Here is a 23,945-nt window from a genome sequence, read left to right on the forward strand (position 1 = left end):
TCAAAGCTCCACCACCATCCGAAAAGTGGATTCCTCGGTACCGCCGGCCGCGGTACCACGATTCTCTCCGGTGTGCTGTTCATTCCAGGTCACTATGAGTGTGACCGTTCGCCCTACCCGGTTAATTTCTCCTTCACCCGCTGGCAGGTTAGTGGAGATCACTTGCCCCCATTCGTAGAGATCCATACTGGCGAGATTGGAGGCGCTGCACGCGCTGCTGCAGGCGACGCTGGTCTCGCTTCCGTCCACGGTCTTGCCGTCATAACTGGCGAGTTCCAGCCCATCCGGGTTAGCCCGCATCCGCTCGGCCATTTCATGTGCTGCCAGCGCAGCCATATAGCGATGGTGAGCATTGTTGCCATTTTTCAGGCTCATGACCTGGGTGGCGGAAAGCCCGAGGAGACCGACGGCAAGCACCAGGATGGTCACCAGCACCTCGATCATGGTTGCGCCTTCCTGTCTGCGCATGATTCCCTTCATCACTTTCTCCCTAGCTACAGGTAAGCGGCGCGCTTTGGAGTACGCCGGTGGAAAGGACGCTCAGCTTGCGCCCCGCCTCTCCACTGGTAGAGTCCTCACAGATCTCGATCTCAAGGAGACCCGGCATAGTGGTCTGGCCGTCAGGCAGGTAAGAAAAATCGATACTGCCGCTGGCGATAGAGACGGCGGGTCCATTGCAGCTGCTGGTCCGCCGCAGCACCTCATCGGGATCAACATCACTGCCACCATCGAGATCGCGGTATACGGTCACGCCCGCTGCGATGCCGGAAGGCGCGGTAACGGTGACGGGAGCAACCACGCGAACGGCTTCGCTGCGGGCAAACTGCAACACTCCCACGAGGGCATTCGCACAAGCAGTTCGCTTGTTGCGCTGAATCAAGTCATTAAAAGAGGGGGCGGCCAGGGCAGTTACGATAGCCAGAATCGCCACAGTGATAAGTAGCTCCACCAGGGTAAACCCGGCGCGCCTCGAGAATCCGTTCATCATTATTGTCGTTTCCTGTCCAGTCGTTGGACTACGACCCTTTGTATCGCTGGCGTCGACGTCGGCGCAATAGCGGTTGGCGCAGGAAGCTACAGAAAGGGATCAAAGGTCGTGCTCAACAGACGAGCGGGCGAGAAAATGGCGGGAGGTTTGGCATTTGACGCCAGAAGTTCAGCGGATTTACCAACCACGTGGTGGAAATACGCGGCATGGCTCGGTAGGGGTTTCGCCTTCCCTGGCGAAAACTTGGTGCAAATCCTCGCTAGCGCAGCTCTTTGGGCAGCGAGAAACGAATGTTTTCCTCGCGGCCAGACATCTCGGCCGGCGGCTCGGCGCCCAGCTGCTGCAGGCGATCGATCACCTCCTGCACCAGCACTTCCGGTGCCGAGGCCCCGGCCGTGATCCCGATGGCACTCTTCCCGGTCAGCCAGGCAGGGTCGATATCCGCCGCGCCGTCGATCAGCTTTGCCGAAGCACCACAGCGCTGCGCCAGTTCGCGCAGGCGGTTGGAATTGGAACTGTTGGGGCTGCCCACCACCAGCACCAGGTCGCTCTCCAGCGCAAGCTGGCGCACCGCATCCTGGCGGTTCTGGGTGGCGTAGCAGATGTCGTCTTTGCGCGGGCCGCGGATATTGGGGAAGCGCGCGCGCAGGGCGTCGATGACCTTGGCTGTGTCATCCATGGACAGGGTGGTCTGGGTCACAAAGGAGAGGTTGCTCTCGTCCTTAACGGCCAGCTTCGCCACATCCTCTTCATCCTCCACCAGGTAGATGGCACCACCACCACTGGTGTCGTACTGGCCCATGGTACCTTCTACCTCCGGGTGGCCGGCATGACCGATCAGGATGCACTCGCTGCCGTCGCCGCTGAACTTGCTCACTTCCATATGGACTTTGGTCACCAGCGGACAGGTGGCATCGAACACTCTCAGGCCGCGGTCAGCGGCTTCCTGCTGCACCGCTTTGGAAACACCGTGGGCACTGAAGATCACGATTACGTCGTCGGGCACTTCGGAGAGCTCGTCCACGAAGATCGCGCCGCGGTCACGCAGGCTTTCCACCACGAACTTGTTGTGCACCACCTCATGGCGCACATAAATGGGCGCACCAAACACGTCCAGGGCGCGATTGACGATATCGATCGCCCGATCGACGCCGGCACAGAAGCCGCGGGGATTTGCCAGTCGGATTTGCATAGTCACTTACCTCGCTCGGGCACCCTGCAAGAGGCACCCGTCAGCCCCTTAATTGACGGAGGCCACCTCGATAATCTTTACGTGAAAATTCAGCGTCTGGCCAGCCAGCGGATGATTGAAATCCACCGTGACCTCGTCATCACCCACTTCGCGGATAACGCCGGGCAGCTCGCCACTGCCGTTGTCGAAAGAGACCACCAGCCCCGGCTCCAGCTCCAGGTCCGGGCTGAAATGGTCGCGCCGCACCTTCTGGATGTTTGACGGATTGCGTTGACCGAAGCCCACCTCCGGCGGAATCTCAATCTCCGCCTCGTCACCGGCCTGCAGGCCGAACAGTGCCTTCTCAAAGCCGGGCAGCAGGCTGCCGTCTCCCACCGTGAAACTGGCGGGGTCGCCCTTGAAGGTGGTATCCACTTCGCTGCCGTCGTCCAGCTTGAGACTGAAATGCAGGGTGACTCGGCTGTGCTCGCCGATTACGTTGTTACTCATACTCTTTAAACTTCTGCGCTCTTTTCAGCGTCTTTGGATTCGGCAAAAAACAGCAGCTCGATTACCAGCATTGTGGCACCCACACTGATCGCCATGTCAGCCACGTTGAATACCGGAAAGTGCCAGCTGCCGTAGTAAACCGAAATGAAATCCCGTACATAGCCCAGCACGATACGGTCCCACAGGTTGCCGATCGCCCCGCCCAGAATCAGGGCCAGGGCCAGTGGCTCCCAGCGCTTGATCGCCGGCAGGCGCCAGAGCCAAACGATAACCATTGCGCTGAAACCCAGGGCAACCGCGCCAAAGAACCAGCGCTGCCAGCCACCGGCATCGGCCAGGAAACTGAAGGCAGCGCCATAATTCTCCGCGTAGGTGAACTGCAACAGGCCGGGAATGATCTGCAGTTCCGGTCCGTACATGAAGCGCTCTACCGCCCACACCTTGGTGACGATATCCAGCACAATCACCGCCAGCGCCAGCCAGTACCAGCGCCACGGATGTCCGAAAAGCGAAAGGGCTTTAGGCATAATGCCGCTCCTCGCCGGCGCCGGCCACGTTCTCCACACAGCGGCTGCAGATCTCCGGGTGCTCCGGCACAGACCCCACGTCAGCGCGGTAGTGCCAGCAGCGGGCACACTTGGGATGATCCACCTTGCGCACATCCACCTTGAGGCCTTCCAGTTCGGTCTCGTGGGCACCGGCGGCATCGCTCAGGCGCTGCACGGAAGTGGAAGAGCAGATCAGCACAAAGCGCAGCTCGTCCTCCAGCGCGCAGAGTTTCTCCCGCAGGGCATCGTCCGCATAGAGGGTGACCGCAGCCTGTAGCGAGCCACCGATCTGGCCGGCGTTGCGCTGCTCCTCGAGCACCTTGTTCACTGCGGTTTTCACGCTGGCGACCTGAGCCCAGAATTCCGCGCCCTTGTCCGCATCGGCCGGCAGTTTCTCCAGCGGATACCACTCTTCCAGGAACACGCTCTCACCCTTGCCACCGGGGATAAACTGCCAGAGCTCTTCAGCGGTAAAGCTCAGGATCGGCGCCACCCAGCGGGTGAACGCCTGCACGATGTGGTAGAGCGCGGTCTGTGCCGAGCGCCGGGCAACACTGTCGTCGCGGGTGGTGTACTGGCGGTCCTTGATGATATCCAGATAGAAACCACCCATTTCCACCACACAGAAATTGTGCAGTTTCTGGTAGATCTGGTGGAACTGGTAGTTGTCGTAGGCCGCGATAATCTCGTCCTGCAGGCGCGCCGCCTTGTCGATGGCCCAGCGATCCAGTGCCAGCAGCTCTCCCGCCGGCAGCAGGTCTTTTTCCGGATCAAAACCGGCCAGGTTCGACAGGAAGAAACGGGCAGTGTTGCGCAGGCGGCGGTAGGAATCCGCCGTGCGCTTGAGGATCTCGTCGGAGACCGCCATCTCACCACTGAAGTCGGTGGCTGCCACCCACAGGCGCAGCACGTCTGCACCCAGCTTGTTGATCACATCCTGGGGCGCCACAGTATTCCCGATGGACTTGGACATCTTGCGTCCCTCGGCATCGACGGTGAAGCCGTGGGTCAGCACCTGCTTGTAGGGTGCGCAGTCGTTGATGGCGATGGACGTTTTCAGGGAGGACTGGAACCAGCCGCGGTGCTGGTCGGAGCCCTCCAGGTACAGATCCGCCGGGAAGCGCAGACCATCGCGGCGCTCGAGCACGGCATAGTGGGTTACGCCGGAATCGAACCAGACATCCAGGGTATCGGTGACCTTCAGGTATTGATCCGCTTCGTCGCCGAGCAGCTCCGCCGCATCCAGGTCGAACCAGACATCCATGCCCTCTTCCTCGACACGCTGGGCCACCTGGTCCATCAGTGCCGGGGTATCCGGGTGGATTTCGTGGGTCTCCTTGTGCACGAACAGCGCGATGGGCACACCCCAGGTGCGCTGGCGGGAGATACACCAGTCAGGGCTGGCATCCAGCATGGCGTCGATGCGGGCCTTGCCCCAGCCGGGAATCCAGGTCACCTCGTCCGCCGCCTTCTGCGCGTGGTCCAGCAGGTCGTTCTGCTGCATGCTGATAAACCACTGCGGCGTCGCGCGATAGATCAGCGGCGTCTTGGTGCGCCAGCAGTGCGGGTAGCTGTGGACCAGCTTGCCCTCGTGCAGCAGCGTGCCTTTCTCGTTCAGATACTCGACGATTTTCTCGTCCACTTTGTACACATGCTCGCCGGCAAATACGGGGACGTTGTCCCGGAATACACCGTTCTCGTCCAGGTAATTGAGCGTATCGATACCGTATTTCTTGCCCACCTGGAAATCGTCCGGGCCGTGGTCCGGGGCGGTGTGTACACAGCCGGTACCGGCGTCAGTGGTGACGTGGTCCCCCAGCACCATCGGCAGGGTCTTGTCGTAAAACGGATGGTTGACCTTGAGGTGCTCCAGGGCCGCGCCGCGGATGTTGCCCACGACTTCACCCTCGAGGCCGGCGCGCTCCAGCACCGCGTCCTTCAGGTCTTCGGCCATCAGCAGGCGGCGCTCGCCCACCTGCACCACCACGTATTCCAGCTCGCCATTGACCGAGATCGCCTGGCTGGACGGCAGGGTCCATGGGGTGGTGGTCCAGATCACGACTGACAGCTCGCCGTCACCGGCATGGCCACCGGCAGCATCGGCGATCGCCAGCGCCGTCTCCTCGGTAACCGGGTAGCAGACATCGATGGAGAAGGAGGTTTTGTCCTGGTACTCCACTTCCGCTTCCGCCAGGGCAGAGCCACCGACCACGCTCCAGTAAACCGGCTTGAAGCCACGGGCCAGGTGGCCGTTATTCACGATGCGGCCGAGGGCGCGGATGATGTCCGCCTCGAACTGGAAATCCATGGTGCGGTAGGGGTTACCCCACTCGCCAAACACGCCCAGGCGGATGAAGTCTTTCTTTTGCCCCTCCACCTGCTTGGCGGCATATTCGCGGCACTTCTGGCGGAACGTGCGGTGATCGACCTTGGCGCCCGCCTTGCCGATTTTCTTTTCCACCCGGTGTTCGATGGGCAGGCCGTGGCAGTCCCAGCCCGGCACATAGGGGGCATCGAAACCGCTCATGGTCTTGGACTTGACGATAATGTCCTTGAGGATCTTGTTGACCGAATGGCCGATGTGGATATCGCCGTTCGCATAGGGCGGGCCATCGTGCAGGATGAACTGGTCGCGTCCGGCGCGGGCCTGGCGAATCTTTTCGTAGAGCTTGCCCTCCTGCCACTGCTTGAGGGTGGCCGGCTCCCGCTGCGGCAGGTTGCCACGCATGGGAAAGTCGGTATGGGGCAGATTCAGTGTCGCTTTGTAATCGGTCATTGGGTGCTACTTCAGCTCTAGACTGGAAATTTGCTTGAGGCAGTGGATTCAGTGGCTATCCGACGGCCGGGGATTGTTTTCAAACCAGGCCCGCGCATCGCGGATGTCCCGGGCGATTTGCGCCCGAAGGATTTCGAGGGAATCGAATTTCTCTTCGTCGCGCAGCTTGTGACAGAACTCCACCGCCAGTTCACGGCCGTAGAGATCGCTGGCAAAGTCGAACAGGTTCACCTCCAGCAGTGGCTGGGCGCCCTCGCCCTCTACTGTTGGGCGAAAACCGACATTGGCCACGCCGTCGATCTCCCGGCGGCCGGGAGCCAGCTCGCGGTCATCGGTGGCCCGCACCCGCACCGTGTAGACGCCGACTAGGGGCGATCGATAGCGGTGCAAGCGCACATTGGCGGTCGGCGCCCCCAGCTCGCGCCCCAGGGCGCGCCCGGGAGCCACCCGACCGGTAATCTGGTAAGGCTTGCCGAGCAGGGTTTCCGCCAGCTCGAAATCCCCATCCTGCAGGGCCTGGCGGATGCGCGTACTGCTGACCCGTGCCCCGCGGATCTCCACGGTGGCGGTGTCTTCCACGGAGTAGCCTGCCTCGGCACCGATCTTTTGCAGCAGCTGGTAGTCGCCACTGCGGTCACAACCGAAGCGGAAGTCATCCCCCACAACCAGGTGGCGGACATCGAGGCCATCCACGAGGATCTGGCGGATAAACGCCTCACCGCTCAGGCTGCGCAGGCGCTCATTGAACTGCAGGCACAGCACGCGATCGACACCGGCATCGAACAGTGCCAGCACCTTCTCTTTAAAGCGCATCAGGCGCGCCGGCGCCCGCTCACCAGAGAAATACTCGTGGGGTTGGGGCTCGAAGATCATGGCTACCGAGGGCACACCGTGCTCCCGCGCGCGCTCGCGAACCTGCGCAATGATCGCCTGATGGCCGCGGTGCACTCCATCGAACGAGCCGATAGTGGCCACGCAACCGCGGTGGCGAGGGTGCAGGTTGTGCAACCCGCGAATCAGTTCGCGCTCCTGGAACAAGGGGCCTTCCCATCCTCACAAAATCAAGCGCCGCAGTATAGCGGATTCAGGGTGGCCGGTCAGTGGCCACAGCCGCTAGGCCTGAGCACGAAAATGGCGTGGTCGCAGGCCGCTGGCGAGCAACACCAGCAGGTAGGTGCCGCCACCGCCGGCCACCAGCACTCCCATGCGCCAGGCGCGTTGCCACCAGGACCAGTCGCTCCACGACGGCCAGACCGCAAGGGCCGCCAGCAATAGACCGACCATCGCCAGGTTCGCCGCCAGAAGGCGCAACAGGAAGACTGGCCACCCCCGTTCCGGCCGATAAACCGTGTCCCGGCGCAAGCCCTTGAACAGCAACCAGGCGTTTAGGGCCGCCTGGGCCGCGGTGGCCAGGGCCAGGCCCATGTGGCCGAGGCGGAAATAGTGGTGCAGCGGGATCACGAAGGCGAGGCTGAGCAGCATTTTGGCAGCGATGGCAATCAGGCCAAAGCGCACCGGGGTGTAGGTGTCCTGGCGGGCGAAATAGCCCGGTGCCAGTACCTTGATCAGCATGAAGCCCAGCAGGCCGAGCGCATAGGCGCGCAGCGACCAGGCAGCCATTGCCATATCCCGCGGCTCCATACGCCCGTACTGGAACAATGTGGTCAGCAGCGGTTCCGCCAGCACGATCAGCGCCAGCGCCGCGGGCAGGGAGATCAGGGTCACAGAGCGCAGGGCCCAGTCCAGGGTCTGGCTGAAGCGTTGCGGGTCACCGCCCACATGCTGCCTCGACAGGTTGGGCAGGATGACCGTGGCCACAGCGACACCAAAGACACCGAGCGGCAGCTCGACGAGACGGTCAGAGAAATACAGCCAGGACACACTGCCGGTGGGCAGGAAGGACGCCAACACTGTGTCCAGCACCAGGCTGATCTGGGTTACCGAAACCCCGAAGATCGCCGGCGCCATCAGCCGCAGGATCTTGCGCACCCCGGGGTAACGCCAGTCCCATTTCGGCCTGGGCAACAGACCCATGCGGGCCAGGAAGGGCACCTGGAACAGCAACTGCACTATCCCCGCCGCGAGCACCCCCCAGGCGAGGGCCATGATCGGCGGCTCAAACCAGCCGGTGCCGAGTACCGCCGCGCCGATTAGCACCAGGTTGAGCAGTACCGGAGTGAGTGCCGGGATGGCAAAGCGATCAAAGCTGTTGAGAACCGCGCCGGCAAAGCCAGTCAGGGATATCAACATCAGATAGGGGAAGGTAATTCGCAGCATGTCCGTGGCCAGCGCGAACTTTTCCCGCTCAGCGCCGTCCCACCACCATCCGAATGCAAAAATTCCCGCCACCAGCGGTGCGCACAGGATCCCGAACAGGGTCACCAGCAGGAGGGTGCCACCGAGTGCGCCGGCCACACGGTCGTTGAGCTCCCGCGCGGCCGCAATGCCGCCCTTTTGCCTATACTCCGCCAGTACGGGCACAAAGGCCTGCGCGAAGGCCCCCTCGGCAAACAGGCGCCGGAAGAAGTTGGGGATTTTGAAGGCGACGAAGAAAGCATCAGCTGCCGCGCCGGCGCCGGCAAAGCGGGCGAATACCATATCCCGCACCAGGCCGAGAACCCGCGACAGCAGTGTTGCCCCGCCAACCACGGAACTGCCGCGCAGCAGCCCGGGCGCCTTGCGGGCGGTGGATTTTTCGTCACTGGCGGACTCTGATGACAAGGTGCTGGCTCCCGGAGTCGGCATTGGTGGAATGGCCGGCAAGTCTATCGCAAAACGTGTGAGACAAGCGCCACCGGCGACCACATTTGCCTACCGGCAGGTCACAGGCAAACTATACTCAGGAAGAGCGAAACACGCGCCGCACGGGACTGGTGGCGTAAGGAGATGACGGATGACCATCAACGCAATACTGATCGCCGTGGCGCTGGCAGTCCTGCTATACGTTGCTGTGGCCCTGGGTCCCCGCCCCAAACGGGTGAGAGTTCGCATAGACACCCCCAGGGACCAGCGCTTCCGGCGCAAACATTAGCCCGCGGAGTGCGCGGGATGGTGAATGCCAGCATTCGCCATAATTGCACCTGAATTTGCCACATCGGCGCCATGCCGATGCCTCTTTGCGGTTTTTAAATAACTCTCGACCGGGCCGGACATGGTGCCCGCCGAAGAAACCGCAAGGAGAACGACAGTGAAAAAAGTAATAATCGCAGTGACCCTGGGAACAGCAATCGCTTCCAGCGCCCAGGCGGACACCGCAGAGTATCAAGGATCGAAACTCACCCCGGCCAAGCAGGCCACCGTCTTCACCGGCGCAGCAGTTGCGGGCGCGGCAGTAGGCGGACCCGTTGGATTTATCGCCGGTGCCCTCGGTGGCGCCTGGCTGGGCGAGCAGATCAAACATGCAGAAGAGGCAACCATGCTGGCATCACAACTGACAGAGAGCCGCAGCGAACTGGACAACCTGGCCCACCAACTGGACGCAGCGCGCCTCTCGGCCAACGATGCCACCCAGCTCGCCGCCGACAGCCTGCAATTCCAGTTATTCTTCACCACCGGTGACGACCAGATTGCCGAGACGCAGCTGCACCAGGTTTCCGCGCTGGCGGAATTCCTGGAACGCCATCCCCAGTTACAGGTGCACCTCAAGGGGCATGCGGATCCCCGCGGTAGTGACGGCTATAACAATGTACTTTCTGACCAGCGCGCGCTCAGCGTGCAAAGAGCGCTGGTTGCCAAGGGCGTCGACAGCGCCAGGATTCTCCGCAAGGCGCTCGGCGCGACCTACTCCCAGGCCCCCCGTGGCGATATCGACGCCTACGCCATGGAGCGCCGGGTGGACATCTACTTTGCCGTACCGGAAGCCACTGCCGGCCTCTGAGCCGCTGAATTTTTTGTCGGGATCATAAATCCGGGGGCCCTCAGGGCACCCGGAGACCCAAGCCTCCGCTCTCTCGCCTCCACTGCTGAAATGCGGCATCATGCCCGCGCACGTATAAAAACCGCCGAAGCGCCCATGACCCCCAACATTGCCATTGTCGAGGACGAGCGAGCGATCGCCGAAAACTATCGCGATGCCCTGCGCCGCAGCGGTTATCACGTCAACCTGTACGAAAGCCGCACCTCCGCGCTCGAGGCATTCCGCCAGCGCTTGCCAGACCTGGCGGTGATCGATGTGGGCCTGGGCGCAGAAATCGAGGGGGGCTTCGAGCTCTGCCGCGAACTGCGGGCCATGGCGCCGACCCTGCCGATCCTGTTCCTCACTGCCCGCGACTCGGAACTGGACATCATTTCCGGCCTGCGCCTGGGTGCCGATGACTACCTCACCAAGGACATCTCCCTGCCCCATATGCAGGCCCGTATTCACGCGCTGCTGCGACGGGTAAACGTCCTCAAGAATCGCGACGATGAGGGCGAGCGCCTGCAACAGGGCGAACTGGAACTGGATGTAGAGCGCCTGCACTGCCGCTGGGGCGGTGAGGCCGTCGATCTCACCGTGACCGAATTCTGGATCGTGCATGCACTCGCCCGGCGCCCGGGCCACGTCAAATCCCGCAGCCAGCTGATGGAGGCCGCCCAGGTAGTCCTCGACGACAGCACCATCACCTCCCACGTCAAACGCATTCGCCGCAAGTTCCAGGCGGTGGACAGCGCCTTCGATGCCATCGCCACCGCCTATGGCCTCGGCTACCGCTGGCAGGCCTGAGCGACGATGACGTCAGTTAAGCTGCAGGTGGCCAGGGCGTGAAACTGCGTCGACAACTGTTGCTGCTGAGCCTGGTCACGCTGGCAATGCCCTGGGCCGGCTGCCAGTACCTGCGCCAGGTGGACGAGACCCTCGCCGCCGGACAACTGCAGGCACTCGAAGCCACCGCCAGCGCTGTGGCCGCGCGCCTGGCCAGCGCCCCCAGCCTCATCCTCGCCGACCCGGAGCGCCAGCACCGCCCGCACGGCGCCCAGCTCTACCTCAACCCGCTGCCACAACCGCCGCTCGTCGACGGATACGGTGACGAATGGCGCCAGTGGTCGCTGAGCCCACAATTGCTTACCGACCAGAAGAACACGCCCCTGGCAAGAGCGACACTGGGTCTGCGCGGCGGGCAGATCTACCTGCTGCTCACGGTCAACGACGATACCCCCAGTTATCACGATCCCCGCACGGGGCTCCGTGCCAGCGGTGACGCCGTGGAAATCCACGCCGGCGACCGCCACTACACCCTGCCAGTAGCCAGCCAGGGCCCGGCTGCGGCGCTGTGGCACAACCGCACCCGGGGCAATGTTGAGCGCGAACTGCGCCTGCGGGGCCGCTGGGCCACCTCCCCGGGGGGCTACCAGCTGGAACTGAGCCTGCCCCGCGAACTGGCCAATGGCGAAATGGCCATCACCGTCATCGACCGCCACAACAGCAGCGGCGGCTCACCGGCGCGCCTGGCCTCGACACTGCCGGCAGACGGTATACCGGGCCGGCTGGTGCAGCCCCTGAACGCACTTCAGGCCGAACTGGAGCATTTCCGGCGCCCGGGGCTGCGACTCGCCGTCGTGGATAGCGAGGGCTTTCTGCTCGCCTCTACCGGTACGCTGCATCAGCAGCGCCCCCGGGACCAGGACACGCCCTGGCTACAGAGCTGGGCCTATCGCCGGCTCATGAGGCAGAGCAACCTGCCGGCACTGCCCGAGAGCGGCCTGCCCACCTTCGAGCCCGGCGGCCGTTCCCTGGCCAGCCACTGGTTTCGAGCCCCGCTGGACGGGCGTATCGGCGCGGTCAGCGCAGCCGTCGTTACCCGCGCAGACGACATTGTCGAGCGCCCCGTACTGGGCAGGGTAATCGCGCTCCAGTCCGGCGACAGCGTGCTGGCCCTGACGGAATCTGCCGCCCACCGCCTGTGGCTGCTGTCCGCTACTGCAGCCGGTGCCGCCGCACTGTTGCTGCTGGGCTACGCCAGCTGGCTTTCCTGGCGGGTGCGGCGCCTGCACCGCGCCGCCACCAACGCCATCGACAGCAGCGGGCGCCTGCGCGGCAATTTCCCCCGCGCCCGTCTGGGCGATGAGCTGGGCGATCTCAATCGCGCCTTTGCCGATCTGCTCGGCGAGCTGGACCGGTACCACCACTACCTGCGAACGCTGGCGAGCAAGCTCTCCCACGAACTCCGCACTCCACTGGCGGTGGTGCGCTCCTCCCTGGACAACCTCGCCATGGCTGAGCTGCCAGCGGACAGCCGGCGCTACGCGGAACGGGCGCAGGAGGGCGGTGCGCGCCTGAGCGGCATCCTCAACAGCCTTTCAGCAGCCAGTGACCTGGAAGCGAGCATTCGCCACGCAGAGCGCGAATCCTTTGACCTGGCAGACCTGCTGCAGGCACTGGTGCAGTGCTACCAGGACGCACACCCCCAGCACCGTTTTCGCCTCGAGCGCCCGGAGGGCGAGCTTCGCTGCCATGGCGCTCCGGAGCTGCTGGCACAGCTGATGGATAAGCTGGTGGACAATGCGGTGAGCTTTGCCCCGCAAGACAGCGAGATACTGGTGCGCGCCCGGCACCATGGCGATGGATACTGCCTGCAGGTGGAGAATGAGGGCCCGGCCCTGCCCGACGGCTTCGACCGCAAGCTGTTCGACTCACTGGTCTCGGTGCGCCCGGGCGGCGACCGCGGCGGCCATCTGGGGCTCGGCCTCTACATCGCCCGCCTGATCGCGGAATTCCATGGCGGGCGGCTGGCAGCCGCTAACCGCGCGGACCGCAGTGGCGCGGTCTTCACGCTGTTGCTGCCACGGGGAGTGACTGGCGACAGGGCCATTGCAGAAGCCCCCGGAAGCGGTTGACAAACAACCAACTGTGGGGATAATGTCGCGTCCCAATCGGGCCCCGGCCCGTTAGTTACAGAGTTTTTGAGATTCCAACAGGAGCAACCGGTGGCCAACTCACCTCAAGCGAAGAAACGCGCGCGCCAGAACGACAAGCGCCGTAAACACAACGCCAGCCTGCGCTCCATGGTGCGCACCTACATCAAGAAGGTAGTTGCGGCCATCGATGCAGGTGATGCGGAAAAAGCCAAGACAGCCTACGCAGAAGCGGTACCGGTCATCGACCGTATGGCGGACAAGGGCATTATTCACAAGAATAAGGCCGCCCGTCACAAGAGCCGCCTGAACGCCAAGATCAAAGCCCTGGCTGCCTGATCCGCGCTCAGAACGCAAAAACCCCGCCATCGGCGGGGTTTTTTGTTTCTGTTGCCGCAATCGGCAGCACTACAGCAGGATCAGGTTATCGCGATGGATCAACTCCTCGTCATCCCGGTAGCCAAGCAACTCGATGAAGCGCTCTGAAGGCTGCCCCACGATACGGCCCGTTTCACTGCTGTCATAGTTCACCAGTCCACGGGCAATCTCTACCCCCGCCCCGTTGCAGCAGGACACCAATTCACCGCGACGGAAATGCCCCTCCGCGGCATTGACACCCACCGCCAGCAGGCTGCGGCCACTCTCCAGCAGCGCGCGCTCAGCGCCCTCATCCAGTATCAACTTGCCGCGGACCTGCAGCTGACCGGCCAGCCAGCGCTTGCGCGCCGTCATCGGGTCCGCCTCCGGTAATAGCAGTGTGCCCAGACGCTCCCCGGCACTGACCCGCTCGATCACACTCTCCACCACACCACCGGCGATAACGGTACAGGCCCCGGAGCGGGCCGCCAGCTGCGCGGCGCGCACCTTGGTGGTCATCCCGCCGCGACCGAGACCACTGCGGGAATCGCCGGCCATAGCCATCAGCGCCGCATCCCCAGCGGCGCCCTCGCGAATCAGCTCGGCAGCGGGATTGTCCCGGGGATCCTCGGTAAACAGGCCATCGGCATCGGTAAGGATCAGCAGTGCCTCGGCCTCCACCAGGTTGGCCACCAGCGCCGCCAGGGTGTCATTGTCGCCGAAGCGGATCTCGTCGGTGACCACGGTGTCATTTTCGTTGATCACCGGCACCACACCGTGAGAAAGGAGCGTCCGCAGGGTGCTGCGGGCGTTGAGGTAGCGGGTGCGATTGGAGAGGTCGTCGTGGTCGAGGAGGATTTGCGCGGTGCGGCAGTCGAACTGGCCGAACGCCTGCTCATACACCTGCACCAGGTGGCTCTGCCCCACCGCGGCAGCCGCCTGCAGCTGGTGAATGGAGTCCGGGCGCTTGCGCCAGCCAAGACGATCCATTCCCGCCGCTACCGCCCCGGAGGACACCAGCAGCACCTCGATTCCGCGGGCGCGGAGTGCGGCCATCTGGCTGGCCCATTGAAAAATGGCGTCGCGGTTCACACCGCGGCCATTGTCGGTGATCAGTGCGCTGCCGATTTTGATCACCCAGCGCCGGGTTTTTGCCAGTCGCTGGCGAGCCGCTACGAAATCCATGTTCCCCCCGAAACTGCCCCCAAAGCGGGGCGCAGAGGCCGGCCCTCCCGACCTCAGTGGCGGTATTCTATATCGACGTCGTGGTCATCGTCGTCCCAATCATCATCGTCACCCTCGTCCTGATCGGTGCGACGCTTGGCCCGGTGCGCCTCGCGCAGCTCCTCGATCCGCTGGCGAGCCTCGCGCTGCATCTGCCGCTGCGCCTCCAGCTCCGCTTCGAGCAGCTCGGGATTGGCAGCCTCCTCTTCCTTGCGCTCCTCCAGGTAGTCCATCAGGCGCCCGGCCAGCTCACCGGTGCCCTCCTTGCGGATAGCGGCCACCCGGAATACCGGCCCTTTCCAGTCGAGCGCCTGCACGATCGCCTCGCAGCGCTCGTCCAGTTCTGCCGCCGGCACCAGGTCGGTCTTATTGAGAACCAGCCAGCGCTCGCGACCGGCGAGCGTGGGACTGAATGACTCGAGCTCGCGCTCGATCGCGCGGGCATTTTCCACCGGGTCGGTGCCATCGAATGGCGCCAGGTCCACCAGGTGCAAAAGAACGCGACAGCGGGTCAGGTGTTTGAGGAAGCGAATGCCGAGCCCTGCGCCCTCGGCGGCCCCTTCGATCAGGCCGGGAATATCGGCGATCACAAAGCTGCGGTGCCTCTCCACCTGTACCACCCCCAGGTTCGGCACCAGGGTGGTGAACGGATAATTGGCGACCTTCGGCCTGGCAGCGGAAACGGCACGGATAAAGGTGGACTTGCCCGCATTGGGCAGGCCCAGCATACCCACATCCGCCAGCACCTTGAGCTCCAGCTTGAGGCTGCGCTCCTCACCCGGGGTACCGTTGGTGGTCTGGCGGGGGGCCCGGTTGGTGCTGGATTTGTAGCGGGTATTGCCCAGCCCGTGCCAGCCACCCTGGGCCACCATCAGGCGCTCGCCGGGCTCGGTGAGATCGCCAAGCGTCTCGCCGGTGTCGGTATCGATCACCGTTGTGCCCACAGGCACTTTGAGCTCCAGGTCTTCTCCCTTGGCGCCGGTACAATTGCGCCCGCGCCCGGGCTCGCCGCTCTCGGCCTTGTAGCGGGGCTGGTAGCGGTAGTCCACCAGGGTGTTCAGGGACTCATCGGCAACCAGGTAGACGGAGCCGCCGTCACCGCCATCACCGCCGTCGGGGCCGCCCTTTTCGACGAATTTTTCCCGGCGGAAGCTCAGGCAGCCGTTGCCACCCTTGCCAGCCTGTACGTATATGGGCGCCTCATCGACAAATTTCATGCTCTCTCCACCGCGCTAGCGGCTGCTTCTCTCTCTGGCAGTGTAACCTGCGCAATCTTTTCCTACCCGCTCCCGCAGGAGCCAAAACAAAAAAGCCCCGCAATGTGCGGGGCTTTCGTGAAGCTAAGGCTGGTAACCGCTTAGGCAGTTTCGATAGAAACGAACTTGCGGTTGTTGGGGCCTTTCACTTCGAACTTCACAACGCCGTCCGCAGTGGCGAACAGGGTGTGGTCCTTGCCCATACCAACGTTAACGCCGGCGTGGAACTTGGTGCCGCGCTGACGCACGATGATGTTGCCTGCCGCTACGGCCTGGCCGCCAAAGCGCTTCACGCCCAGGCGTTTACTTTCGGAATCGCGCCCATTGCGCGTACTACCGCCAGCTTTCTTGTGTGCCATGAGTCGTTACTCCTCTGCTTATGCCTTGATGCCAGTGATTTTAACTTCGGTGTACCACTGACGGTGGCCCTGGCGCTTCATGGAGTGCTTGCGACGGCGGAACTTGATGATTTTCACCTTCTCGCCGCGGCCGTGGCTGACCACTTCGGCAGTCACTTTAGCGCCGTCTACAACGGGGGCACCGATGTTGATCTTGTCGCCGTCGACGACCATCAGTACCTTGTCAAAATCGATGGAATCGCCGGTTGCAACTTCCAGCTTCTCCAGGCGAAGTACTTCGCCCTCTTCTACGCGGTGCTGCTTGCCACCGCTCTCAATTACAGCGTACATATCTCTATGCTCCGGATGGACGACACGAAGCAGCGGGCAGACACCAGAACCTGGTAGTCACTGCTCCGCATTTCGGGAGCTTGCGCCGTGTGTTTTAAACAGCTTGTCCCCGACGGGCCGCGAGGGCCGGTCAAACGGGGCGCAGATTCTAATCAATTCCCGTCGTTGATACAATAGCGCCCGCGCCGCAGCGCCGGCGACTCTGACAGCCCTATAAAGCAGTATAAGGAACCCACCCATGTTGCCTTTCCACCGGGTCGCCGCGGACGACTTCGCCGCGGTCAATCAGCGCATTCTCGACCAATTGCACTCGGATGTTCCCCTGGTGGAAAACATCGGCCACTACCTGGTCGAAGCCGGCGGCAAGCGCCTGCGCCCACTACTGGTGCTGCTCTGCGCCCGGGCGGCGGGCTACCGGGGCCAGAACCATATCGACCTGGCCACCATTATCGAGTTTATCCACACCGCCACCCTGCTTCACGATGATGTGGTGGACACCTCCGAGCGGCGCCGCGGCCGCCTGACCGCCAATGCCAAGTGGGGCAACGCACCGGCCGTCCTGGTCGGCGATTTCCTCTACTCCCGCGCCTTCCAGATGATGGTAGCGCTGAAGGACATGGACATCATGGCGGTGCTGTCCGACACCACCAACACCATTGCAGAGGGCGAGGTGCAGCAACTCGTGAACGCGGGGGACCCGCAGGTCAGCGAGGAAAACTATCTCACCGTCATTCACAAGAAAACCGGCGCCCTGTTCGAGGCCGCCTGTGAGACCGCGGCAGTGCTGGCGGGCTGCAGCCCGGACGAGCGCACGGCACTGAAACTGTATGGCCGCCACCTGGGGCTGGCCTTCCAGCTGGTGGACGACGCCCTGGACTACCGTGGCAACCCGGAAGAACTGGGCAAGAATGTCGGCGACGACCTGGCCGAGGGCAAACCCACCCTGCCCCTGATCTACACCATGGCCAACGGCACCACCGAGCAGGCGGCGCTGGTGCGGGAGGCCATCGAACAGCGCAGTGACCAGCGCCTGACCGAAATCGTCACCGCCATCGAGGACTGTGGCGCGTTGGATTACACCATGGAACGGGCGCGCGCGGCGGTAGGTGAAGCGAAGGATCAGCTGACGTTCCTGCCAGAAGGAGAGCAGAAGACTGCGCTGCAGCAGCTGGCGAGTTTTGCAGTTGAGCGAACTGTGTAACGTCCCGAACACGCCACCACCTCCGTGGCGGCACTGCCGCAGGCGAACACCTGCCGGACACGCCGTGAATACATCCCTGTAGGCTCTACGCGGCCGTCCTTGGCCGCGTAAGGTCCGGCAGGTATTCACCAGCAACAGCGCCTTCATCCGGCAAGAATGCGCTCGCCGTCAGGGGAGCGCGACCGACACCAGCACACTCACCTCACCACAAATAAAAACACACTCACCAGCACTACGGGTGCAGCGAAGCTATCAGCCCAAGGCTAAGGCAAGGTGCCGGGTGCACCATTTCGAAACCGTCGGCGACAGGGACGTCGCCGACGGAGCATACAGGGACGTATTCACAGCGTTTTCGAAATGGTGCACCCGGGGCCCCAGCCGCCACAAAGCCGGACCAGAGCGCGGCTAGCCCGCCCCACACCAACAAAGCAGCCAATAAAAAAGGGCGAACACAATGTCCGCCCTTCATGAGACCACTACAGGAGCCGATCAGCCGCGAATCAATTTCAGCAGCTCTTCTGTTTTCTCCTGCATCAGCGCTGTATCACCACGGGACTCCACATTCAGGCGAACCACCGGCTCGGTGTTGGACATGCGCAGATTGAAGCGCCAATCGGCAAACGCGACGCTGAGGCCGTCTACGTGCTCGACGCTTTCGGCATCCGCGGCATACTTCTCTTCCGCCGCTTTCAGCAGTGCTGCAGGATCTTCCACCTTGGAGTTGATCTCGCCGGAACACGGGAAAGCGGCCATACGCTCACCCACCAGCTGTGACAGGGTCTTGCCGCTGCGGCTGACCAGCTCTGCCACCAGCAACCAGGGGATCATGCCGCTATCGCAGTAGGCAAAATCACGGAAGTAATGATGCGCGCTCATCTCGCCACCGTAGATGGCATCTTCCTTGCGCATCCGCTCCTTGATAAAGGCGTGGCCGGTCTTGCTCTGCACCGGCTCGCCGCCAGCCGCGCGCACGATATCCACCGTGTTCCAGGTCAGGCGCGGGTCGTGCACGATCTTGGCGCCCCGCTGCTTGAGCAGGAAGGCTTCCGCCAGCAGGCCCACCACGTAGTAACCCTCGATGAAGTCGCCGTTCTCATCAAAGAAGAAGCAGCGGTCGAAGTCGCCATCCCAGGCGATTCCGAAATCAGCGCCACTGTCTTTGACAGCCTGGGCGGTGGAGGTGCGGTTCTCCGGCAGCAGCGGGTTGGGGATGCCGTTGGGGAAGTTGCCGTTGGGCTCATGGTGCACACGGATGAACTCGAACGGCAGGTTCGGGGCAAGGGCATCAACCACTGAGCCGGCACCACCGTTACCGGCGTTGACCACCAGTTTCAGCGGCTTGAGCTGGTCGCGATCCACATAGCCCAGCAGGTGCTGTACGAAATCGGCACGGTGCTCGAAGCGCTTCAGCTCGCCGCGCTTCTCCGCCGGGGCAAAGTCGTTTTCCTCTGCCAGACGCTGAATGTCCTTGAGCCCGGTATCACCACTGATTGGGCGGCTGCCGGTGCGCACAAACTTCATGCCGTTGTAGTCCATGGGATTGTGACTGGCGGTCACGCAGATGCCGCCGTCAAAGTCACCGTGGAAAGTGGCGAAGTAGACTTCTTCCGTGCCGCATTCGCCGATGTGGAATACATCGGCACCGGCGTCCCGCAGACCGTCGGCCAGCGAGTCGGTCAGCTCCGGGCTGGTCAGCCGGATATCGTGGCCAATAACCACCCGGCGAGCACCCAGAAACTGGGCAAAGGCGCGGCCTACGCGGTAGGCCACATCGGTATTCAGCTCATCGGGAACCCGACCCCGCAGGTCGTAGGCCTTGAAACAGGTCAGTGCACTCATCAATTTCTTCCTTATTGCTTCTTCTCGAGCTCCGCCTGTTCAGGCAGGTAGACATTTTCGTAGACGAAATTGGTGGCCTCGACAAAACCATCCACGGAACCGCAATCGAAGCGACGACCCCTGAAGTTGTAGGCGAGCACGCATCCGCGCTGGGCCTGGGCCAGCAGCGCGTCGGTAATCTGTACTTCACCGTTCTTGCCGGGCGGGGTCTCGCGGATCAGGTCAAAGATATCCGGGGTGAGGATATAGCGGCCAATGATGGCCATGTTGCTGGGCGCCTCTTCCGCCGGCGGCTTCTCCACCATGTCGGTCACCTGCCACAGGCCGGGCTTGATCTCGTTACCGGCGATGACGCCGAACTTGTGGATCTGATCCCGCGGCACCTCTTCCACCGCCACGATGCTGCAGCGGAACTGCTTGTAGAGTTCCACCATCTGGCCCAGCACGCCCAGGTCGTCATTGAGGCACAGGTCGTCCGCCAGTACGACTGCGAAAGGCTCGTCGCCCACCAGGCGCTGCCCCTGCAGGATGGCATCACCGAGACCGCGCATTTCCCCCTGGCGGGTGTAGGAAAAGCTGGCCTGGTCGATCACCCGGCGGACACTGTCCAGGTAACGCTCCTTTCCGGTGCCGGAGATCTGGTGCTCCAGCTCGAAATTGGTATCGAAATGATCCTCGATGGCGCGCTTGCCACGACCGGTCACGAAGCCGATCTCACTGAGACCAGCCTCGATGGCCTCTTCCACCCCATACTGGACCAGGGGCTTGTTCACCAGCGGCAGCATTTCCTTCGGCATGGCCTTGGTGGCGGGCAGGAACCGGGTGCCGTAACCGGCCACCGGGAAAAGACATTTTCTCAACATTCTTATGACATCCCCATATTCGATAAGCGGCGCTCCCCCGCGCCGGACAGGCAAGTTACCATATTTTCATGACCGGATTCAGCCGCAGGCCCCGTGTCACGCCGGGCCAAAAGCGCTACCGGAGGGCGGGCATTTGCGGCAGCAACCCCCTGTGAATTAGTCAGCAAACCCCGTGCCAGTCACAAATAGCCCGGTGACCGACTGGACAATAAATCCCCAACCCTTAGAATGCCCGCTCTTGCAAAAACGCCCAAAATCGGGAACAAAATGAGTAATTTCGTTCAGAAAAGTAGCTATACCCGCGAAGAACTGCTGGCCTGTTCTCGGGGTGAAATGTTCGGTCCGGGCAATGCCCAGCTGCCGGCCCCCAATATGCTGATGCTGGATCGCATCACCCACGTATCCAAAGATGGCGGTGCCTATGGCAAGGGCGAGCTGATTGCAGAACTGGATATCCATCCGGACCTGTGGTTCTTTGACTGCCACTTCCCGGGTGACCCGGTAATGCCCGGTTGCCTCGGCCTCGACGCCATGTGGCAACTGCTCGGCTACTTCCTGGCCTGGAAGGGCAACCCCGGCCGTGGCCGTGCCCTGGGCTGCGGTGAAGTCAAATTTACCGGCCAGATTCTGCCCACAGCGAAGAAAGTCACATACCATATCCAGATGAGCCGGCTGGTCGAGCGCAAGCTGGTCATGGGTATCGGTGACGGGTCCGTCTCTGTAGACGGCCGCGAGATTTACACCGCCAAGGACCTGCGCGTCGGCCTGTTCACCCGCACGGACAACTTCTGAGTAGTCCGGCGAGTAACGCGCCGAGTAAAAAATAACAACGTCCTCAGTCGACAAGCTTTACGGAGACCACTATGCGTCGGGTTGCGATCACCGGAATGGGCATCACGTCCTGCATTGGCACCAATCTGGATGCGGTTACCGCATCCCTGAAAGAGGGCCGCAGCGGCATTCGCTTCCAGGAGGAGTACCGCGAGCTGGGCCTCCGCAGTCAGGTCGGCGGACCGGTCGATATCGACTTTAAAGATCATATCGACCGCAAGCACCTGCGCTTTATGGGCGATTCGGCGGCTTATGCCTATATCGCCATGCAGGAAGCCATCCGCACTTCCGGCCTGGAAGAAGGGGATATTTCCAATCCACGCACCGGCCTGGTCATGGGCTCCGGCGGTACTTCTACCGCTGCGATCATCGACGCCGCCCAGACCCTGAAGGAAAAAGGCGTGCGCCGGGTGGGCGCCTTCCGGGTGCCGCAAGTGATGGGCAGCACCGTATCGGCCTGCCTGGCCACCCCCTTCAAGATCAAGGGCGTGAACTACAGCATCTCATCCGCCTGTGCCACCAGCGCACACTGCATCGGCAACGGTGCCGAGCTGATCCAGATGGGCAAGCAGGATATCGTTTTCGCCGGCGGCGGCGAGGAGCTGGCCTGGAGCCTGACTCACCTGTTTGACGCCATGGGCGCCCTTTCCAGCAAGTACAACGACACTCCCGAGCGCGCATCGCGACCCTACGACGCCGATCGCGACGGGTTTGTGATCGCCGGCGGTGGCGGCTGCCTGGTGCTGGAAGAGATGGAACACGCCAAGGCCCGCGGCGCGACCATTTACGCCGAGCTGACCGGCTACGGCGCCACCTCTGATGGCTACGATATGGTGGCCCCGAGCGGCGAGGGCGCGGTGCGCTGCATGCAGCAGGCGCTGGCAGGCATGGACGGCAAGGGGCTGGAAGGCGGCGTGGATTACGTCAACACCCACGGCACCTCCACACCGGTGGGCGATGTGGCAGAACTGCGCGCCCTGCGCGAAGTCTTCGGCGATAAGGTACCGCCATTTGCCTCCACCAAATCCCTCACCGGCCACTCTCTCGGCGCGGCCGGCGTGCAGGAGGCGATCTACAGCCTGCTGATGATGCAGAACGACTTCATTGCCGCATCGGCCAACGTCGAGAACCGGGACACCGAGGCCGAGGGCATGGATCTGGTGACTGAGAAGCGTGAAGCGAAAATCCAGCGCGCCCTGTCCAACAGCTTCGGCTTCGGCGGCACTAACGCCTGCCTGGTCTTTGACAAGGTCTGATCGGGGCAAGCTTGAAAGAGATTCGCTGACTCAGCGAGAGGGCGGAACCGGAAGCGGTTCCGCCTTTTTTGTGGGCGCCAGTTTATTTGGCGCTGCTTATTTGGTGCTGCCCAGGCGCTCCAGCCAGAGCTCCACCTGACGGGTCAGCCCCTGACGCCAGCTGCGCTGCTGAATACCGAACACATCGCGCAGCTTTTCGGAGGCCAGTACCGCGCTGTGATTCTCGGCCTCAGGAAGCGGGCTCAACGCCACACCAAAGTCCTCATCGTAAAAGGACTGCGCCCGTTCCAGCACCTCGCGGCCGAATTCGTAGGCAGTACAGGCATCCGCCGCACCGTAATGGTAAGTGCCAGACTGCAGCGCGCCACTGGCCAGCTGCTGCACCACTGCCACGACCACGCGGCAGAGGTCCGTCAGAGTCACCGGGCTGCCGCGGCTCTGGTCGTCGAGTTCCAGTGACTTGCCCGAGAGAATCCCGGCCAGAATACGACCGAGCAGGGCCTGCTCGTTGCGGTCCACCAGCCAGCCAAAGCGCAGGGTGGTCACGCCCGCCCTGCCCCGCAGGGCCTCTTCGCAGGCGAGCCACATTTCGCCCTGCTCCGAATTCGGTGCGGGCTCGTCGTCCTCGTCGTAGCGTTTGCGGGTACCTCCGGGGAAAACCCGGTAGGAGGAGATATGCACCAGCGGCCCGGTCTCGCTGGCTGCCAGTGTGCGGCAGGCCTGCAGGGCCCCGTCCATTGTCTCACTGCCGCCGAGACAGATCGCGTTCACCACAATGGCCCCGGACCGCAGCTGATCGAGTTCGTCCGCATTCAGCAACTGAACGCGAAAACCGGCACGCTGCAGACGCTTCTGCAACATGCCGTCAACTTTACTGCCGGAGCCGATAACCGCGACGGAATCCGGAGCGTAGCCGGTGTGATGAATTTGCACGGGACCGGCAGATCCTTAGAAGGGGATGTCGTCGTCGAAGCTGTTGTCGAAGCCCCCGGCAGGCGCCTTGTTACCGCCCTGGTTGCCGCCGGCCTGACCACCGCCCTGGGAGGGAGCCATGGGAGAGGGAGCTGCGTTACCCTGGCCGTAGCCCGGCTGGCCGCCCTGCTGGAATCCGCCACCCTGTTGCTGGTAGCCACCCTGCCCCTGCTGGTCATAGCCGCCCATTCCCTGGCCCTGGCCATAGCCGCCCTGCTCACCGCGGCCATCCAGCATCTGCATCTCGCTGGCGACGATTTCGGTGGTGTAACGGTCCTGGCCGCTGTTCTTGTCCTGCCACTTGCGGGTGCGCAGGCTGCCCTCGATATAAACCTTGCTGCCCTTGCGCAGGTATTCGCCGGCAATCTCCGCCAGGCGATTGAAGAACACCACCCGGTGCCATTCGGTGCGCTCCTGCTGCTGGCCGGTCTGCTTGTCCTTCCAGGTCTCGGAGGTCGCCAGATTCACATTGGTGACTGCGCCACCGCTGGGCATATAGCGGGTTTCCGGATCCGCGCCCAGATTGCCGATCAGGATGACTTTGTTGATTCCCCGGGCCATTGGCCTCTCCTCTCTCGTGCGTGCGGATCAGTGATCCGCGAATTTCAATTCAGGTTTACAGCACCGCCTGCC

Annotated in this window: 24 protein-coding genes; 8 read left to right on the top strand and 16 right to left on the bottom strand. The window is 62.8% G+C overall.

Annotation, left to right across the window (positions count from 1 at the left end):
- From pilV to murJ, 8 genes are all read right to left on the bottom strand, one after another.
- A complete protein-coding gene (gene pilV / locus AWR36_RS15000) occupies nucleotides 1-480 on the bottom strand; it encodes a type IV pilus modification protein PilV (protein ID WP_067086875.1) in 480 nt (159 codons plus the stop codon).
- A 10-nt stretch (nucleotides 481-490) separates the two neighbouring features.
- Complete coding sequence (locus tag AWR36_RS16310; RefSeq protein ID WP_067086878.1) at nucleotides 491-988, bottom strand: GspH/FimT family pseudopilin; 498 nt, start codon at nucleotides 986-988, stop codon at nucleotides 491-493.
- Between the two features lie 259 nt (nucleotides 989-1,247).
- On the bottom strand, nucleotides 1,248-2,180 hold the full coding sequence (gene ispH / locus AWR36_RS15010) for a 4-hydroxy-3-methylbut-2-enyl diphosphate reductase (RefSeq protein ID WP_067086882.1): 933 nt from the start codon (nucleotides 2,178-2,180) through the stop codon (nucleotides 1,248-1,250).
- 48 nt (nucleotides 2,181-2,228) lie between these two features.
- Complete coding sequence (locus AWR36_RS15015; RefSeq protein WP_067086886.1) at nucleotides 2,229-2,669, bottom strand: FKBP-type peptidyl-prolyl cis-trans isomerase; 441 nt, start codon at nucleotides 2,667-2,669, stop codon at nucleotides 2,229-2,231.
- A gap of 5 nt (nucleotides 2,670-2,674) precedes the next feature.
- On the bottom strand, nucleotides 2,675-3,196 hold the full coding sequence (lspA, locus tag AWR36_RS15020) for a signal peptidase II (protein WP_067086889.1): 522 nt from the start codon (nucleotides 3,194-3,196) through the stop codon (nucleotides 2,675-2,677).
- Nucleotides 3,189-5,993 (bottom strand): isoleucine--tRNA ligase, encoded by a 2,805-nt coding sequence (ileS, locus tag AWR36_RS15025; protein WP_067086892.1) that lies wholly within the window; start codon nucleotides 5,991-5,993, stop codon nucleotides 3,189-3,191. The genes lspA and ileS overlap by 8 nt, the downstream gene beginning before the upstream one ends.
- A gap of 48 nt (nucleotides 5,994-6,041) precedes the next feature.
- Nucleotides 6,042-7,031, bottom strand: coding sequence for a bifunctional riboflavin kinase/FAD synthetase (gene ribF, locus AWR36_RS15030; RefSeq protein WP_067086896.1), 990 nt, complete (start codon nucleotides 7,029-7,031; stop codon nucleotides 6,042-6,044).
- A 75-nt stretch (nucleotides 7,032-7,106) separates the two neighbouring features.
- Nucleotides 7,107-8,714 (bottom strand): murein biosynthesis integral membrane protein MurJ, encoded by a 1,608-nt coding sequence (murJ, locus tag AWR36_RS15035; RefSeq protein ID WP_231745364.1) that lies wholly within the window; start codon nucleotides 8,712-8,714, stop codon nucleotides 7,107-7,109.
- A 172-nt stretch (nucleotides 8,715-8,886) separates the two neighbouring features.
- Between murJ and AWR36_RS16270 the strand changes: the two genes are divergently transcribed.
- From AWR36_RS16270 to rpsT, 5 genes are all read left to right on the top strand, one after another.
- Nucleotides 8,887-9,024 (top strand): hypothetical protein, encoded by a 138-nt coding sequence (locus tag AWR36_RS16270; protein WP_156417401.1) that lies wholly within the window; start codon nucleotides 8,887-8,889, stop codon nucleotides 9,022-9,024.
- 156 nt (nucleotides 9,025-9,180) lie between these two features.
- Nucleotides 9,181-9,870, top strand: a complete 690-nt coding sequence (locus tag AWR36_RS15040) for an OmpA family protein (RefSeq protein WP_067086904.1) — start codon at nucleotides 9,181-9,183, stop codon at nucleotides 9,868-9,870.
- A gap of 135 nt (nucleotides 9,871-10,005) precedes the next feature.
- Nucleotides 10,006-10,695, top strand: coding sequence for a proteobacterial dedicated sortase system response regulator (gene pdsR, locus AWR36_RS15045; RefSeq protein WP_067087115.1), 690 nt, complete (start codon nucleotides 10,006-10,008; stop codon nucleotides 10,693-10,695).
- Between the two features lie 38 nt (nucleotides 10,696-10,733).
- Nucleotides 10,734-12,806, top strand: a complete 2,073-nt coding sequence (locus AWR36_RS15050; protein WP_067086907.1) for an ATP-binding protein — start codon at nucleotides 10,734-10,736, stop codon at nucleotides 12,804-12,806.
- 90 nt (nucleotides 12,807-12,896) lie between these two features.
- On the top strand, nucleotides 12,897-13,163 hold the full coding sequence (rpsT, locus tag AWR36_RS15055) for a 30S ribosomal protein S20 (protein ID WP_067086911.1): 267 nt from the start codon (nucleotides 12,897-12,899) through the stop codon (nucleotides 13,161-13,163).
- Nucleotides 13,164-13,232: 69 nt separating this feature from the next.
- Here rpsT and proB read toward each other — a convergent pair whose 3' ends face one another.
- The 4 genes from proB to rplU all read right to left on the bottom strand — a co-directional run bounded on the left by proB (nucleotide 13,233) and on the right by rplU (nucleotide 16,350).
- Complete coding sequence (proB, locus tag AWR36_RS15060) at nucleotides 13,233-14,366, bottom strand: glutamate 5-kinase (protein ID WP_067086914.1); 1,134 nt, start codon at nucleotides 14,364-14,366, stop codon at nucleotides 13,233-13,235.
- Nucleotides 14,367-14,419: 53 nt separating this feature from the next.
- Nucleotides 14,420-15,622, bottom strand: a complete 1,203-nt coding sequence (cgtA, locus tag AWR36_RS15065) for an Obg family GTPase CgtA (protein ID WP_067086918.1) — start codon at nucleotides 15,620-15,622, stop codon at nucleotides 14,420-14,422.
- 140 nt (nucleotides 15,623-15,762) lie between these two features.
- Complete coding sequence (gene rpmA / locus AWR36_RS15070; protein WP_067086922.1) at nucleotides 15,763-16,020, bottom strand: 50S ribosomal protein L27; 258 nt, start codon at nucleotides 16,018-16,020, stop codon at nucleotides 15,763-15,765.
- Nucleotides 16,021-16,038: 18 nt separating this feature from the next.
- Complete coding sequence (rplU, locus tag AWR36_RS15075; protein ID WP_067086925.1) at nucleotides 16,039-16,350, bottom strand: 50S ribosomal protein L21; 312 nt, start codon at nucleotides 16,348-16,350, stop codon at nucleotides 16,039-16,041.
- Nucleotides 16,351-16,588: 238 nt separating this feature from the next.
- On the opposite strand from rplU, the gene AWR36_RS15085 reads away from it, so the two are divergent.
- Complete coding sequence (locus tag AWR36_RS15085; protein ID WP_067086931.1) at nucleotides 16,589-17,551, top strand: polyprenyl synthetase family protein; 963 nt, start codon at nucleotides 16,589-16,591, stop codon at nucleotides 17,549-17,551.
- A gap of 489 nt (nucleotides 17,552-18,040) precedes the next feature.
- Here AWR36_RS15085 and AWR36_RS15090 read toward each other — a convergent pair whose 3' ends face one another.
- On the bottom strand, nucleotides 18,041-19,390 hold the full coding sequence (locus AWR36_RS15090; RefSeq protein ID WP_067086935.1) for a phosphohexomutase domain-containing protein: 1,350 nt from the start codon (nucleotides 19,388-19,390) through the stop codon (nucleotides 18,041-18,043).
- Nucleotides 19,391-19,401: 11 nt separating this feature from the next.
- Nucleotides 19,402-20,253 (bottom strand): UTP--glucose-1-phosphate uridylyltransferase GalU, encoded by an 852-nt coding sequence (gene galU, locus AWR36_RS15095; RefSeq protein WP_067086938.1) that lies wholly within the window; start codon nucleotides 20,251-20,253, stop codon nucleotides 19,402-19,404.
- Nucleotides 20,254-20,520: 267 nt separating this feature from the next.
- Here galU and fabA point away from each other — a divergent pair, with 267 nt between their 5' ends.
- A complete protein-coding gene (gene fabA, locus AWR36_RS15100) occupies nucleotides 20,521-21,045 on the top strand; it encodes a 3-hydroxyacyl-[acyl-carrier-protein] dehydratase FabA (protein WP_067086942.1) in 525 nt (174 codons plus the stop codon).
- A gap of 71 nt (nucleotides 21,046-21,116) precedes the next feature.
- Nucleotides 21,117-22,340, top strand: a complete 1,224-nt coding sequence (gene fabB, locus AWR36_RS15105; protein ID WP_067086945.1) for a beta-ketoacyl-ACP synthase I — start codon at nucleotides 21,117-21,119, stop codon at nucleotides 22,338-22,340.
- Nucleotides 22,341-22,436: 96 nt separating this feature from the next.
- On the opposite strand, the gene AWR36_RS15110 is transcribed toward fabB, so the two are convergent.
- Both AWR36_RS15110 and ssb read right to left on the bottom strand, forming a co-directional pair.
- Nucleotides 22,437-23,273, bottom strand: a complete 837-nt coding sequence (locus AWR36_RS15110) for a sugar nucleotide-binding protein (RefSeq protein WP_096866678.1) — start codon at nucleotides 23,271-23,273, stop codon at nucleotides 22,437-22,439.
- Between the two features lie 15 nt (nucleotides 23,274-23,288).
- Entirely contained in the window at nucleotides 23,289-23,873 is a 585-nt protein-coding gene (gene ssb, locus AWR36_RS15115) for a single-stranded DNA-binding protein (protein WP_067086949.1), read from the bottom strand.
- Between the last annotated feature and the right edge of the window lie 72 nt (nucleotides 23,874-23,945).

The sequence above is a fragment of the Microbulbifer flavimaris genome, assembly GCF_001641755.2.
In the GTDB taxonomy this organism is placed as follows: domain Bacteria; phylum Pseudomonadota; class Gammaproteobacteria; order Pseudomonadales; family Cellvibrionaceae; genus Microbulbifer; species Microbulbifer flavimaris.